13 protein-coding genes are annotated in these 13848 nt (G+C 70.7%); 5 read left to right on the top strand and 8 right to left on the bottom strand.

The features are described 5' to 3' along the window. Positions 1 to 131 precede the first annotated feature (131 nt). A complete protein-coding gene (locus ACFXDJ_RS08200) occupies positions 132 to 506 on the bottom strand; it encodes a DUF192 domain-containing protein (RefSeq protein WP_384663660.1) in 375 nt (124 codons plus the stop codon). Positions 507 to 842: 336 nt separating this feature from the next. Then, positions 843 to 1880, bottom strand: a complete 1038-nt coding sequence (gene mgrA / locus ACFXDJ_RS08195) for an L-glyceraldehyde 3-phosphate reductase (RefSeq protein WP_384663658.1) — start codon at positions 1878 to 1880, stop codon at positions 843 to 845. Between the two features lie 128 nt (positions 1881 to 2008). Between mgrA and ACFXDJ_RS08190 the strand changes: the two genes are divergently transcribed. The 4 genes from ACFXDJ_RS08190 to ACFXDJ_RS08175 all read left to right on the top strand — a co-directional run bounded on the left by ACFXDJ_RS08190 (position 2009) and on the right by ACFXDJ_RS08175 (position 7189). Further along, positions 2009 to 2782 carry an isoprenyl transferase gene (locus ACFXDJ_RS08190; protein WP_384663656.1) on the top strand — a complete coding sequence of 258 codons (774 nt, stop codon included), beginning with the start codon at positions 2009 to 2011 and terminating at the stop codon, positions 2780 to 2782. Between the two features lie 423 nt (positions 2783 to 3205). Then, positions 3206 to 4522 (top strand): PhoH family protein, encoded by a 1317-nt coding sequence (locus tag ACFXDJ_RS08185; RefSeq protein ID WP_384663654.1) that lies wholly within the window; start codon positions 3206 to 3208, stop codon positions 4520 to 4522. Between the two features lie 414 nt (positions 4523 to 4936). Continuing rightward, positions 4937 to 5635 carry a transglycosylase SLT domain-containing protein gene (locus tag ACFXDJ_RS08180; RefSeq protein ID WP_384659470.1) on the top strand — a complete coding sequence of 233 codons (699 nt, stop codon included), beginning with the start codon at positions 4937 to 4939 and terminating at the stop codon, positions 5633 to 5635. Positions 5636 to 5770: 135 nt separating this feature from the next. Beyond that, complete coding sequence (locus ACFXDJ_RS08175; RefSeq protein WP_384659473.1) at positions 5771 to 7189, top strand: AI-2E family transporter; 1419 nt, start codon at positions 5771 to 5773, stop codon at positions 7187 to 7189. A gap of 17 nt (positions 7190 to 7206) precedes the next feature. Here ACFXDJ_RS08175 and ACFXDJ_RS08170 read toward each other — a convergent pair whose 3' ends face one another. The 3 genes from ACFXDJ_RS08170 to ACFXDJ_RS08160 all read right to left on the bottom strand — a co-directional run bounded on the left by ACFXDJ_RS08170 (position 7207) and on the right by ACFXDJ_RS08160 (position 9075). Continuing rightward, positions 7207 to 7836 (bottom strand): Uma2 family endonuclease, encoded by a 630-nt coding sequence (locus ACFXDJ_RS08170; RefSeq protein ID WP_384659476.1) that lies wholly within the window; start codon positions 7834 to 7836, stop codon positions 7207 to 7209. A 144-nt stretch (positions 7837 to 7980) separates the two neighbouring features. Next, positions 7981 to 8517 carry an alkyl hydroperoxide reductase gene (locus ACFXDJ_RS08165; protein ID WP_384659479.1) on the bottom strand — a complete coding sequence of 179 codons (537 nt, stop codon included), beginning with the start codon at positions 8515 to 8517 and terminating at the stop codon, positions 7981 to 7983. A 3-nt stretch (positions 8518 to 8520) separates the two neighbouring features. Then, positions 8521 to 9075, bottom strand: coding sequence for a peroxiredoxin (locus ACFXDJ_RS08160; protein WP_384659481.1), 555 nt, complete (start codon positions 9073 to 9075; stop codon positions 8521 to 8523). A gap of 150 nt (positions 9076 to 9225) precedes the next feature. Here ACFXDJ_RS08160 and ACFXDJ_RS08155 point away from each other — a divergent pair, with 150 nt between their 5' ends. Beyond that, a complete protein-coding gene (locus tag ACFXDJ_RS08155; protein ID WP_384659484.1) occupies positions 9226 to 10167 on the top strand; it encodes a hydrogen peroxide-inducible genes activator in 942 nt (313 codons plus the stop codon). A 48-nt stretch (positions 10168 to 10215) separates the two neighbouring features. On the opposite strand, the gene ACFXDJ_RS08150 is transcribed toward ACFXDJ_RS08155, so the two are convergent. Genes ACFXDJ_RS08150 through ACFXDJ_RS08140 form a run of 3 tightly spaced genes read right to left on the bottom strand, consistent with a single transcriptional unit; the run spans position 10216 to position 13792 of the window. Then, on the bottom strand, positions 10216 to 12588 hold the full coding sequence (locus tag ACFXDJ_RS08150) for an ABC transporter permease (protein ID WP_384659487.1): 2373 nt from the start codon (positions 12586 to 12588) through the stop codon (positions 10216 to 10218). Further along, complete coding sequence (locus tag ACFXDJ_RS08145; RefSeq protein ID WP_384659488.1) at positions 12585 to 13271, bottom strand: ABC transporter ATP-binding protein; 687 nt, start codon at positions 13269 to 13271, stop codon at positions 12585 to 12587. Before ACFXDJ_RS08145 ends, ACFXDJ_RS08150 begins: the two co-directional genes overlap by 4 nt. Then, a complete protein-coding gene (locus ACFXDJ_RS08140) occupies positions 13268 to 13792 on the bottom strand; it encodes a PadR family transcriptional regulator (RefSeq protein WP_384659490.1) in 525 nt (174 codons plus the stop codon). Before ACFXDJ_RS08140 ends, ACFXDJ_RS08145 begins: the two co-directional genes overlap by 4 nt. Positions 13793 to 13848: the final 56 nt, after the last annotated feature.

Raw genomic sequence — 13848 nt, 5'->3', positions numbered from 1 at the left:
CCCCACCCCGCCCCCCCGCGCCGCCCCCCGGCCCCCCCCCCCGCGCCCCCCCCGGCCCCCCCCCCCCCCCCCCCGCCGAGGCACGGCACCGGACGACGCGGACCTGACCGGCAACATCCGAAAGAGACGGCCTAGCGCGAGTTGAGACGCACCCGCAGCCGGGACCCCACGCGCAGCCCCCAGCCGGCCATGGCGCCCGCCTCGGCCTCCAGGACGTGCCGGGAGCGCAGCCGGGGCAGGCCGAGCCTGCCGGGGGGCATGGTGGTCAGTGCGATGACCTTCAGGTCGCGGTCCAGGTGGGCCACGTCGATGGCGAAGCGCATCCGGAACGTGTGGACGCTCGCGGCCGGGGTGAGCAGCACGGCCCCGTCGATCCCGTCCCGCCCGAGCAGCCCGCGCGTCCGGGCCGCGTACGAGGCCGCGACCTCCAGGGGCACCTCTACGGGTACCTCCGCCGCCGGCCCGACGATCAGCGTGCCCCCGCCGTCCCGCCACTGTCCCCTCATCCCCATGGCCGTCAGGGTAGGGGGAGGGCGGGCGTCAATGCGGCGCACCGGTGAGGGTCCCTCCTGGGGGCTACGGCCGCCGCGCCGCGCCCGGGTCCGGCGCGAGGTCCCGTACGGCCCCGGACCGGGCCGCGACCAGGCCGCACAGGGCTTCCGGGGGAGTTTCCGGCCCACCTGAGCGCTGCCGGACGGCTCCGGAGCGTAATCATCTCGCGGCAATGCACGCAGCAGGCTTTACGAAGGGTTATGGTGGAACCCCCCCCTCGGGCCGGTCCGTATCCCCCCCACGGACCGGCCCGTTTTTCGTCCTCACCGGACCGGGGGCAAAGCGGCAGGTCAGCCCCGCTGGGCCCAGATGTTGGTGCCGGGGGTGGAGACCGCGAAGGAGTCGATCTCCTTCAACTCCTGCTCCGTGAGCGCGGCTCCGGACAGCGCGGCCACGTTTTCCTCCAGCTGCTTCACGCTCGACGCGCCGATCAGAGCCGACGTCATCCGCTCGTCCCGCAGCACCCAGTTCAGGGCCAGCTGCGCCAGCGACTGCCCGCGCCGCACCGCGATGTCGTTCAGCCCGTTCAGCCGGCGGAGCACCTCGTCCGACAGCAGGTCCGGGTTGAGGGACTTGCCCTGGGTGGCCCGCGAGCCCTCCGGGATGCCCTTGAGGTACTTGCCGGTCAGCAGCCCCTGCGCGAGCGGCACGAAGGAGATGCAGCCCATGCCGGCCTCCTCCAGCGTGTCCAGCAGGGCGTCCTCCTCCGTCCAGCGGTTGATCATGGAGTAGGAGGGCTGGTGGATGAGGGGGCGGACGCCCATCTCGCGCAGGATCCGGGCCGCCTCGGCCGTCTGCTCCGCCGTGTACGAGGACACGCCCACGTACAGCGCCTTGCCCTGCTGGACCGCGGACGCGAGGGCGCCCATGGTCTCCTCCAGCGGGGTCTCCGGGTCGAAGCGGTGGGAGTAGAAGATGTCGACGTAGTCGACGCCCATCCGCTTCAGCGAGGCGTCCAGCGAGCCGAGCAGGTACTTCCGGCTGCCCCACTCCCCGTACGGGCCCTCGTGCATCAGGTAGCCGGCCTTGGTGGAGAGCACCAGCTCCTCGCGGTGGGACGCGAAGTCCTGCGCGAAGATCTTGCCGAAGTTGAGCTCGGCCGAGCCGGGGGGCGGACCGTAGTTGTTCGCCAGGTCGAAGTGGGTGACACCGAGGTCGAAGGCCCGGCGCAGGATCGCCCGCTGGGACTCCAGGGACTTGTCGTCACCGAAGTTGTGCCAGAGGCCGAGGGAGATCGCGGGGAGCTTGAGGCCGCTGCGGCCGGTGCGCCGGTACTCCATGGAGTCGTAGCGCGAGGGCTCTGCCCGATAGGGATTGTTTTCAGTCACGTTGTCCTCCCTATCACGGACTTGTGACAGGACCGAGTTGGGTACCGGATCCCGGTGCGCAGTAATGTGGCGGACTTGGGGGGACCGCATTCCGCATCGGGGGCATTGCTCGGAGGGGCTGGAAGATCGTGAAGCTGCGCGACCTGGTACGCCGTCCTGTGTACAGGCTCTACGCACGCCGGGTGGAAGGCCGCATCGACCATGACGAGACGCCCAAGCACATCGGCGTGATCCTGGACGGGAACCGCCGCTGGGCGAAGGCGTCCGGAGGCACGACGGAACAGGGCCATCAGGCCGGGGCCGACAAGATCTCCGAGATGCTGGGCTGGTGCACCGAGACGGACGTCGAGGTCGTCACCCTGTGGATGCTCTCCACGGACAACCTGGACCGGCCCGAGGTCGAGCTCCGCCCGCTGCTCAACATCATCGAGAACACCGTGCGGGGCCTCGCCGCCGACGGCCGCTGGCGCGTCCACCACGTGGGCAACCTCGACATCCTGCCCGCCGGCACCCAGAACGTCCTGAAGGAAGCCGAAGGGGCCACCCACGACGTCGACGGAATACTGGTCAACGTCGCCGTCGGCTACGGCGGCCGCCAGGAGATCGCCGACGCGGTCCGCTCCCTCCTGCTGGAGCACGCGTCGAAGGGCACCTCCTTCGAGGAGCTCGCCGAGATCCTCGACATCGACCACATCGCGGAGCACCTCTACACGCGCGGCCAGCCCGACCCGGACCTCGTGATCCGCACCAGCGGCGAGCAGCGGCTGTCCGGATTCATGCTGTGGCAGAGCGCGCACTCCGAGTACTACTTCTGCGAGGTCTTCTGGCCGGCCTTCCGCAAGGTCGACTTCCTGCGCGCGCTGCGCGACTACGCCGCCCGCCACCGGCGCTACGGCACCTGACACCCGCCCCACCCGGCAGGAACCCTCGTACGGCCCTGACCTGTGGGTACCTGATACCCCCTCGGCACCTCACGGCGCGCCCGGACCCTTCCGCGGCGCGCCGTCCCCGTACCCCCGCGCGCCGCCGCGCGTCCCCGGGAACCCTCCTCGCGAGGCCTTCACCAGGGATTCACCGAGCGTCCGTCATATGCCATGGCATGGCTGGACCCATTCGGGGAATATCCCTTGCAGGTCGACGCCCGATCCACGGGTGTCGAGTCTCAGCGGACGGCATGGGGTCGTCCGCCCGGGAGGCCCTTTGCACCAGGACGCACGTGCGGTTCGCACGGACGGAGTGGAGGGCCGGAAGTCGGCCCGCGCAGGGGTGCCGATGACCGGTCCGGTCTTCATGGCCCGACCTCTTCCGAGGGGGTACGTCCTTCCGTGGTGACCAGCACTAAGAGCCGCCTGCCCGACAGGCGGACCTACGTCCTCGACACCAGCGTTCTGCTGGCAGACCCCAACGCGATCACGCGGTTCGAAGAGCACGAGGTCGTGCTCCCGATCGTGGTGATCACCGAGCTGGAGGCAAAGAGGCACCATCCCGAACTCGGCTACTTCGCCCGCCAGGCCCTGCGCCTGCTCGACGAGTTCCGGGTTCTCCACGGACGCCTCGACGCACCCATCCCGCTGGGCGATCTGGGCGGCACCCTGCGTGTCGAGCTCAACCACTCAGACCAGAGCGTCCTGCCGGCCGGCTTCCGATTGGGGGACAACGACTCGCGCATCCTCGCGGTCGCCCGCAATCTCCAGGCCGAGGGATACGACGTCACGGTCGTCTCGAAGGATCTCCCACTGCGCATCAAGGCCTCCTCCGTGGGGCTGATGGCCGAGGAGTACCGCGCCGAGCTCGCGATCACCGACGCCGGCTGGACCGGCATGAGCGAGCTCGCGCTCTCCGGCGAACAAGTGGACCTCCTCTACAGCGAGGAACGGCTCTACGTACCGGAGGCCGCCGAACTGCCCGTGCACACCGGACTGGTCCTCCAGTCCGAGCGCGGCAAGGCGCTCGGCCGGGTCACGGCCGACGGCAACGTGAAGCTCGTACGGGGCGACCGCGAGGCCTTCGGACTGCACGGCCGCAGCGCCGAGCAGCGCATCGCGCTCGATCTCCTCCTCGACCCCGAGATCGGGATCATCTCGATGGGCGGCCGGGCCGGCACCGGAAAGTCGGCGCTGGCGCTGTGCGCGGGTCTGGAGGCCGTGCTGGAGCGCAGGCAGCACCAGAAGGTGATGGTCTTCCGGCCGCTGTACGCGGTGGGCGGCCAGGACCTCGGCTACCTGCCGGGGGACGCGTCCGAGAAGATGAGCCCCTGGGCGCAGGCGGTCTTCGACACCCTCTCGGCGGTCGCCGGGCGCGCGGTCATCGAGGAGGTGCTGGGCCGCGGGATGCTCGAAGTCCTGCCGCTGACGCACATCCGGGGCCGCTCGCTGCACGACGCCTTCGTGATCGTGGACGAGGCCCAGTCGCTGGAGCGCAACGTCCTGCTGACCGTTCTGTCCCGGATCGGGGCCAATTCGCGGGTCGTCCTCACCCACGACGTGGCCCAGCGGGACAACCTGCGGGTCGGTCGGTACGACGGAGTCGTCGCCGTGGTCGAGAAACTGAAGGGGCATCCGCTCTTCGCGCACATCACGCTGACGCGTTCCGAGCGCTCCCCGATCGCCGCGCTCGTCACCGAGATGCTGGAGACCCTGTAGGCGGGAAAGGGGTAAAAACCCCATAGCGGGAAGGCGAGTTGGCGCCGCCCGGCAAAGGCCCAGGAGCCTAGCCGGGCGGCGCCTTCGTGCACAGGGGTTTGAGGAAAACAACGGCGACATGCCAGGTGTGACCTTTCCCACGCAACGGAGAATTGCCCTGCGGCGTCGAGGTCCGGCAGAGTCTGTTTTCCGTCAGGCCCCGCATACGGCACACCTGTATCTCCCGTGAGGTACGCGCAGCACCACTAACTCCACAGTCGTTCGCCGTATGCCGCCCGGAGCATCACGCGGCACTCCCGCAAGGGAGTTGCCCACGGGCCCGCGTCTCCAGTGACCGCACCACCATGGAGGCCAGTGTCGAGGGGCACTATTGCGCCCGCGCGGTCACTGCGGACGCTGCTGGAAGGACACCGTGTGAGCCGGATCTCGGTTCGGGGATTCGCAGTGGCTTCGGCCACGGCGGTCACCACCGTCGGCGCAGTCGTGGGCGTTGCCACTGGCGACCCCGTTTCGAACAACCTTGAGACGACCGCGTCGGGGACGACTCTCCTCACTGACATCCCGGTCGGCGATCAGGCACAGGTCCAGAACGCGTCCCTGACGCAGCAGGCCGACGCCATCGCCCACGCCGCCGACTCCAACGCCAAGCGTTCGGCGGAGGAAGCGGCCCGCATCCAGGCGGCCCAGGACGCCAAGGCCAAGAAGGCCGACGCGCAGAAGGCCGCCGACGACAAGGCGAAGAAGGAGCGCGAGGCGAAGGAGCAGGCCGCGAGCCGTTCCGCGACCCGCGACGCCTCCGACTTCGCGGTCCAGGGCTCGTACACGGTCGCCCAGGTCAAGGCCATCGCCCAGCAGATCGTCCCGGCAGGGCAGTTCCAGTGCTTCTCCAACATCATCAACGAGGAATCGACCTGGAACTACAAGGCCGTGAACTCGTCCTCGGGCGCGTACGGTCTCGTCCAGGCGCTGCCCGGCTCGAAGATGTCCTCGGTCGCCGACGACTGGCGCACCAACCCGGCCACGCAGATCCAGTGGGGCCTGAACTACATGAACAGCCGCTACGGCAGCCCGTGCGGAGCCTGGAGCTACCACCAGGCCAACGGCTGGTACTAGCCCCGGGCAAGAGAGCGCCCGCGCGCCTCAACCCCGAGGAGCCCCGCACCGTCCTACGGTGCGGGGCTCCTCGCGTGTACGGTCTTGCGAGGTGTGTCCGGGCAGATCGGGTCGGGGCGGGGGGAAGGGAACGACATGGCGAAGACGGCGGGCTGGCTCGGCCGGCTCGGGAACAAGCTGAGCCGCATGGAGGCGAGGCTCGACGAGCGGCGTGCCGAGGTCGAGGCCGAGACCTCCGGGGACCTGCCCGCGCGCCCCGCGCATCCGCCGCACCCCGCGCACCCCCCGCACCCCCCGGCCCCGGCGTACCCGCCGCCGCCCGCGGTCCCGCCGGCCCCGGGCCCGGCCGAGCCCGCCTCCGCGCCGGCGGGCGGCTACCAGCCCCCCGGCCGGCCCGACCCGGTGACCGTCATCCCGTGGGGCATGCGCGTGGCCGCCGAGGCGAGCTGGCGGCTGCTGCTCCTCGCCGGGATGCTGTGGGTCCTGATGAAGGTGATCAGCGAAGTCCGCCTGGTCGTCCTCGCCTTCGCCGCCGCCCTCCTGGTCACCGCCCTGCTCCAGCCCTTCGTGGTGCGGCTGCGCCGCCTCGGCATGCCGCGGGGCCTGGCCACCGCCGTCACCGCGATCCTCGGCTTCGTGGTCATCGGGCTGGTCGGCTGGTTCGTGGTCTGGCAGGTCATGGACAACCTCGACCAGCTCTCCGACCGGGTCCGCGACGGCATCAACGAGCTCAAACTCTGGGCACTGGACAGTCCGTTCCACGTGACCGAGAAGCAGATCAACGACATCGCGAAGAACCTCAGCGAGACCATCGGCACCAACACCGAGCAGATCACCTCCGCCGGACTTCAGGGCGTGACCGTCCTCGTCGAGGTGCTGACGGGCATGCTGCTCGCGATGTTCTCCACGCTCTTCCTGCTCTACGACGGCAAGCGCATCTGGAACTGGACGCTGGGTCTGCTCCCGTCGAGCGCCCGCCCCGGCGTGGCCGGCGCCGGACCGCGCGCCTGGCGGACCCTGACCGCGTACGTGCGCGGCACGGTGCTCGTCGCGCTCATCGACGCCATCTTCATCGGCCTCGGGCTGTACTTCCTCGACGTGACGATGGCCGTCCCGCTCGCCGTCTTCATCTTCCTGTTCGCGTTCATCCCGCTGGTCGGCGCGGTGGTCTCCGGAGCCCTCGCGGTGGTCGTGGCCCTGGTGACCCAGGGGCCGTTCACCGGACTGATGGTGCTGCTGGTGGTCCTGGCCGTGCAGCAGATCGAGGGCCACGTGCTCCAGCCCTTCATCCTGGGCCGGGCGGTACGGGTGCACCCGCTGGCGGTGGTGCTGTCGGTGGCGGCCGGCGGCATGATCGCGGGCATCGGCGGAGCGGTGGTCGCCGTTCCGCTGGTCGCCGTCACCAACACCGTGGTCGGCTACCTCCGGGCCTACTCCCGCGACCAGCTCCACCACGGGCTCTCCCCGGTGGGCCCCGCACCGCACGGGGCGACGGCCCTGGGCCAGGCGCTCCACGAGTCGGGCCAGACCCGCAACGACGCCGGCGGAGCCTGAGCCCGGCGGCGGTGGCGTCAGTCCGTGACGCCGGGCGCGGCGACCGGGCAGCCGCCGGCCTTCAGCAGGTCGGCGGCGTCGAGTGTGACCTTGGCGCCGATGGAGTCGGGCAGGGTGAGCTGCTGGCCGGGAGCGTAGAGCCGGTGGTTGTCGTAGCCCTCACCGACAGGGTTGGTGAGGAGGTGGACGCGCACGTTCCTGCGGTCGACGATGACGTAGACCGGGATCCCGGCCTGGGCGTACGCGCGGACCTTGACCTTGAGGTCGTTGCTGTGGTTGCTGCTCGTGACTTCGAGGACGAGGCGGAAGCAGGCCGGCTCGTAGCAATTGTTCTCGGTCTCGTGGTCCGGGTAATCGGCGTCGACCACGGCGAGATCGGGCACGGCGTAGTCCACCGGACCGGTCGGCAGCCACAGGCCGATGGCCTGGAGCACCTCGGATCCCTCGCCGTGCAGACCGGCCGCGAGGAAAGGGATCATGAGGGCGGTCAGCGCGCTGGCGTGGGGACCATCTGCCGGTGGGGTCAAGATGATGTTCCCTTCGAGGATCTCGACTCGGTGGCCCGGCAGCTGCTCCATGATCCGGTTGGCGGACATGAGCAGCGCGTAGTCGCCGTCATGGGGGTGCTCGACTGCTGCGGCAGACATGGCGCCTCCTGGTGGTGGATGTCGAGGTCATCATCGTAGGGCGGTACCACGACGGTGTCCCGTAAGCGGAATATGCCACCCGAACGTGCGAAAACGCCCCCGCGGCCTGGACGGCTGCGGGGGCGCTGGTACGCGTACGCGGTGTCACTCGCCCGCGAGGGCGGCCTCCGCGTCGAGGGTGACGGCGACGGCCTGGATCACCGAGGCGATCTTGAAGGCCTCCTGGACCGTCTCGCGGTCCACGCCGGCCTTGCGCAGGACCTGCTCGTGCGAGTCCAGGCACTGGCCGCAGCCGTTGACCGCGGAGACCGCGAGCGACCACAGCTCGAAGTCGACCTTCTCCACGCCCGGGTTGCCGATGACGTTCATCCGCAGACCGGCGCGCAGGGTGCCGTACTCCGGGTCCGACAGCAGGTGGCGGGTGCGGTAGAAGACGTTGTTCATCGCCATGATCGCGGCGGCGGACTTGGCGGCGGTGTACGCCTCCGGAGACAGGGCCGCCTTCGCGTCCGGCTCCAGCTCACGCAGGACGCGCGGGGAGCGGGCGGCGATCGCGCAGGCGAGCACCGTGCCCCACAGCTGCTGCTGCGGGAGGTCGCTGTTGCCGATGACCGAACCCAGGTTCAGCTTCAGGTCCTTGGCGAAGTCCGGTATGGCGGACTTGAGGGAGTCGAGGGACATCCGTCACTCACCGGCCAGCAGCGCGCCGGCGTCGAGGGTGCTCTCGCCCTTGTTCCAGTTGCAGGGGCACAGCTCGTCGGTCTGCAGGGCGTCGAGGACCCGCAGGACCTCCTTGGGGTTACGGCCGACGGAACCGGCGGTCACCATGGAGAACTGGATCTCGTTGTTCGGGTCCACGATGAAGACGGCGCGCTTGGCGAAACCGTCCTCGCCCTGGATGCCGCAGTCCTTCATGAGCTCGTGCTTGGAGTCGGCCAGCATCGGGAAGGGCAGGTCACGCAGGTCGGCGTGGTCCTTGCGCCAGGCGTGGTGGACGTACTCGGAGTCGCCGGAGACGCCGAGGATCTGCGCGTCGCGGTCGGCGAACTCCTCGTTCAGCTTGCCGAAGGCGGCGATCTCGGTCGGGCAGACGAAGGTGAAGTCGGCGGGCCAGAAGAACACCACGCGCCACTTGCCCTCGTAGGACTTGTGGTCGATCTGCGCGAACTCGTTGCCGGCTTCCAGCGACACACAAGCGGTCAGGTCGTAGGTGGGGAACTTGTCACCGACAGTGAGCACGTGCTCTCCTTGCGGACGGGAAAGTGACCCTTTTGGGGGCTTTCCGGCGGGGTTGGACGTATCTCACATGCTGACACACCTGCATTGATTGCGGAAATAGCTAAGCTAGAGGTCGGTGATCGGAGGTGCCTATCAGTGGCTGTCGGTAATGTGGGTAACAGGGGAGCGAAGCAGGCGACGCTCGCACAGCTGCGGGCCTTCGCCGCCGTGGCCGAACACCTGCACTTCAGGGACGCGGCCGCCGCCATCGGCATGAGCCAGCCCGCGCTCTCGGGCGCCGTGTCCGCACTGGAGGAGGCGCTCGGGGTCCGGCTACTGGAGCGGACCACGCGCAAGGTGCTGCTGTCGCCCGCCGGGGAGCGGATCGCGGTCCGGGCGCGGGCCGTGCTCGACGCCATGGGCGGGCTGCTGGAGGAGGCCGAGGCGGTACGGGCCCCCTTCACCGGGGTGCTGCGGTTCGGGGTGATCCCCACCGTGGCCCCGTACCTGCTGCCGACCGTGCTCGGGCTCTTCCACCGGCGCTACCCCCGCCTCGACCTCCAGGTGCACGAGGAGCAGACGGCCTCGCTGCTGGAGGGGCTGGCCGGCGGACGGCTCGACCTGCTGCTGCTCGCCGTGCCGCTCGGGGTCCCCGGAGTCACCGAACTGCCGCTCTTCGACGAGGACTTCGTGCTCCTCGCGCCGCGCGACCACCCGCTCGCCGGACGCAAGGACATCCCGCGCGAGGAACTGCGCGGCCTGCAACTGCTGTTGCTGGACGAGGGCCACTGCCTGCGCGACCAGGCCCTCGACATCTGCCGCCACGCGGGACGCACCGCCGGGGCCGATGTCACCACCACCGCCGCCGGGCTGTCCACCCTCGTACAACTGGTCGCCGGGGGGCTCGGCGTCACCTTGTTGCCGCGCACCGCGCTGCGGCTGGAGACGGCCCGCAACGAGAAGCTGGCCACCGGGTACTTCGCCGAGCCCGTGCCCTCGCGCCGGATCGCGCTGGCGATGCGGACGGGCACGGCCCGCGAGGAGGAGTTCCGCGCCGTCGCCGACGCGCTGCGCGAAGCCGTACGCCCGCTCCCCGTCTGGCTGACGGACTGAGAGCGGGCGTACGGGACTTCCGGCGTACGGGGCTTCGTGCGCGCGGGGTTACTCCGTGCGCAGCCCGTCCGGGCGCATCAGGCGCAGCAGCGGCGGCAGGCTCAGCAGGGTGACCAGGACGGCCACGCCGGAGCCGATGCCGATCATCGTCAGGACCGAGGTCCAGTCGATCCGGATCGTGACGGCCGCCATCCGCATCAGCACCGTGCCGAGGGCGAGTCCGACCACCGTGGCCAGGGCCAGGCCCAGGCCGATCGGGAGGGCGGTCTGCCACAGCACGGACAGGCTGAGCGTGGAGCGCTTCGTACCGAAGGCGACCAGGGCGGACAGCAGCTTCTTGCGCTCGCGCAGCTGCTCCAGCTGGGAGACCAGCAGGCTGGCGCCGATCAGCATCAGCACGAGGGCGGAGCCCACGAACAGGCCGGTCCGGATGTTGGCGTACCGGTTGTTGGTCTCGGTGGCCTGCATGGTCGCGGCGACGGCCAGCGGGTCGGCCTTGAAGGCCGCGGTCCGGGCCAGCTCCATCGCGTCGGGCACGTTCGGGTCCAGCTTCACGAACACCTGGGAGGACTGGAATCCGCCCATGCCCTTCGGGGCAGCGGCGGGGGTGACCAGTAGGCCGGTCTCCATGCTGCCGCGCGGGTCCTTGCGGGCCTGGACGGTCCGGGCGTCGGCGGGCAGGGTCCAGGCAACCGGCGGCGGGGCCTCGCCGCCGTAGATGTTCCCGGCGAACAGCTTCTCGCCCGGCCGGGCGGTGTCGCCGGTCCTGCCTCCGGGGGCGGGGGCGCCGGTGAGGACGAAGGCGTCGCCGTCCTTGCAGGAGGGCAGGTCCCCGACTTCCTTGAGGGCGGCGCAGGTCCCGATCGTGACGGAGATCCCCTTGCTCTCCTCCGACATCTCGGGGCTGCGCGCGGCCTGGGTCGAGGTCAGCGCGACGGCCTGGGTGATGCCCGTGGTCCCGGCGAGGGCCTGGCTGACGGCTTCGCCCCCGCCGGGGGTGCGGATCAGGAGGGCGAGTGACGCCCGGGTGGGGTCCTGGCCGGTCTCGCGGGTGTACGAGGCCTCGGTGCCGGCGAAGAGCATCTGCAGGGCGATGGCACCGGCGACCGCGACCGCGATGCCGTTGACCAGCCGGGCGGCGCTGCCGCTGGTGAGCTGGAGCCGGCGGACGGCGAGCTGCCAGGAGACCGGGCCCGCGCCGCCGATCCGGCCGACCACCCGTTCCAGTACCCAGGGGAGCAGGGCGGTGATGCCGACCAGGAGCAGGATCACCCCGCCGGAGACCTGCCACTGGTTGAACCGCCCGCTGTCGTTCCCTCGGCCCATCATCGGGGCGAGCAGGCCGAGTCCGGCCAGCGGGAGCAGCAGCCGCCACCAGATCCGGCGCCTGCGCGGGGTCGCCGTACGGACCACGCCGAGCGGTTCGATGACCACGCCGCGCAGCGCGAACAGGGTCACGGCGACGGCCGCGGCCGGTACGGCGAGTGCCACGAGTGCGGCGAGCCAGGGCGTCGGGTTGAGGTCCGAGGGGAAGACGCTGCGCGCGTAGAGGTCCATGGCCGGGGCGAGCTGACGGGCGGCCAGGAAGAAGCCGGTGCCCAGGACCAGGCCGATCAGCGATCCGGCCAGTGCCTCGCCCGCGGCGATCCGGCGGACCATCCGGCCGTCGGCGCCCACCAGGCGCAGTGCGGCGAGCCGGCGGTCGCGGCGGTCGCCGCCGAAGCGGACGGCGGCGGCGATGAACACGGCGACCGGCATCAGCAGGGCGACGAAGGTCATGACCACGAGGAGGGCGAGGACCGGGTCGAGCGCCTCCTTCTTGATGTCGTTCCCGAAGCCGGTGATCCGCTTGACGGCGTCGGGCGTGCTCTTCTGGACCGGGGCCAGCCGGTCGCTACCCGCGTAGAAGTAGAGGTCGCCGGGGCCCACCAGGCCCGCGTCCGCGATGGTCTCGACGATCTTCCCGTCGAGGCGGTCGCGCAGCAGCTTGCCCTCGTCGGTCTTCATCAGCTCGTCGAGGGCGGGGGAGACGGCCAGCTCGCCGGGTCCGGGGATCCTCTTCAGGCCGGGCGGCAGCGGGGCGTCCGGCCCCTCGGCCTGCACGAGCCGTCCGTCGACCCCGTAGGAGCGGTACGACTGGTCCGCGCCCGCGATCAGCAGGGTGTCCTGCCCGGCCTCCTCGACCGTGGGCGAGGAGAAGGTCTGGCGCGCGTCGCTGCGCCCGTCGCGGGCGGCCATGGCACCCGGGATCGCACTGGTGACGAGCAGCAGGGCGACGCCGAGGCCGACGCCCACGCCGGTCAGGATCGTGCGGGTCCAGCCCTCGCGGCCGCCGCCGAAGGCGAAGCGGGCGCCGAGCGCGAGATCGCGGGCCCAGACCTGGAGCGTGCTCTGCTTGCCGCGGCTCGAACGGCGAGTCATACGGCGCGCTCCATGTCGCGGGACTTTCCGTCCCGTACGACGATCTCGCGGTCGGAGTACGCGGCCACGCGGGTCTCGTGCGTGACGAGGACGACGGCGGCGTTCGTGGACCGGGCGGCCTCGGTGAGCAGCTGCATCACCAGCTCGCCGTTGAGGGAGTCCAGGGCCCCGGTGGGCTCGTCGGCGAAGATCAGCCGGGGGCTGGTGACGAGGGACCGGGCGACGGCCACGCGCTGGCCCTGGCCGCCGGAGACCTCGCCGGGGCGCTTGCCGCCGAGGTCGTCCACCTGGAGCCGCTCCATCCACTCCAGGGCGGTGCGTTCGGCCTTCTTGCGCTTGACGCCGGTGAGGCGCAGCGGCAGGGCGACGTTCTCCACGCAGGTCAGCTCGGGGACGAGCTGGCCGAACTGGAAGACGAAGCCGAACTCGCCGCGGCGCAGGGCGCTGCGCTCGGCGTCGTTCATCGCGGAGAGCTCGCGGCCGGCGTAGGTGATGGTGCCGGAGTCGGGGGTGACGATGCCCGCGAGGCAGTGCAGCAGGGTCGACTTGCCGGAGCCGGAGGGCCCCATGATGGCGACGACCTCGCCGGCGTGGATGGAGAACTCGGCGCCGTCGAGGGCGTTGGTGGTGCCGTACGCCTTACGGAGCTCCGTGGCGCTGAGCAGGGTGCCGGCCGGGGTCATCGGCGTACCTCCTGGGTGAGCTGGTCGAGGCGGGCGGCGGCGAGTTCGAGCCACCGCAGGTCCGCTTCGAGGTGGAACAGGGCGTGGTCGCAGATCAGCTGGTCCGCGAGGTCCCCCTTGCGCTTGCGCTGGGTCAGGATGCGCATCAGGCGCAGGTGCTCGGCGCGCTGGGTGTCCAGCAGCTCCTGGGCGCTGCGGCCGGTGAGGAGGGCGAGCACGACCTTGGTGTAGAGCGTGGTCTGGAGGTACGGCTCGGGCTTCTCGGGCTGCGCGAGCCAGCCCTCGACGTCGGTGATCCCGGCGTCGGTGATGGCGTACCGCTTGCGCTCGGGACCGCCGCCGCTCTCCACTCCGTCGACCTCGACGAGACCGTTCTTCAGGAGCCGGGACATGGTCGAGTAGACCTGTCCGTAGGCGAGCGGACGGTCGTGCCCGAATCTCTCGTCGAAGGCGCGCTTGAGGTCGTAACCGTGGCGGGGGCCGGCCTCCAGGAGACCGAGCAATGTGTGACCGATGGACATGTCTACGACTGTACATGCGGTGTATACCCTCGTTGTATACGCACGGTGTATAGCTG

Origin of the sequence: Streptomyces sp. NPDC059443, assembly GCF_042750105.1 — a bacterium.
GTDB lineage: Bacteria > Actinomycetota > Actinomycetes > Streptomycetales > Streptomycetaceae > Streptomyces.
This window is presented reverse-complemented; position numbering and strand designations above follow the sequence as displayed.

What these genes read in the sequence shown, in the direction of transcription:
- ACFXDJ_RS08200 (WP_384663660.1), bottom strand. Translation starts at nt 506, where the DNA reads ATGAGGGGACAGTGGCGGGACGGCGGGGGCACGCTGATCGTCGGGCCG.
- ACFXDJ_RS08175 (WP_384659473.1), top strand. Translation starts at nt 5,771, where the DNA reads ATGGCGAAGACGGCGGGCTGGCTCGGCCGGCTCGGGAACAAGCTGAGC.
- ACFXDJ_RS08170 (WP_384659476.1), bottom strand. Translation starts at nt 7,836, where the DNA reads ATGTCTGCCGCAGCAGTCGAGCACCCCCATGACGGCGACTACGCGCTG.
- ACFXDJ_RS08165 (WP_384659479.1), bottom strand. Translation starts at nt 8,517, where the DNA reads ATGTCCCTCGACTCCCTCAAGTCCGCCATACCGGACTTCGCCAAGGAC.
- ACFXDJ_RS08150 (WP_384659487.1), bottom strand. Translation starts at nt 12,588, where the DNA reads ATGACTCGCCGTTCGAGCCGCGGCAAGCAGAGCACGCTCCAGGTCTGG.
- ACFXDJ_RS08145 (WP_384659488.1), bottom strand. Translation starts at nt 13,271, where the DNA reads ATGACCCCGGCCGGCACCCTGCTCAGCGCCACGGAGCTCCGTAAGGCG.
- ACFXDJ_RS08140 (WP_384659490.1), bottom strand. Translation starts at nt 13,792, where the DNA reads ATGTCCATCGGTCACACATTGCTCGGTCTCCTGGAGGCCGGCCCCCGC.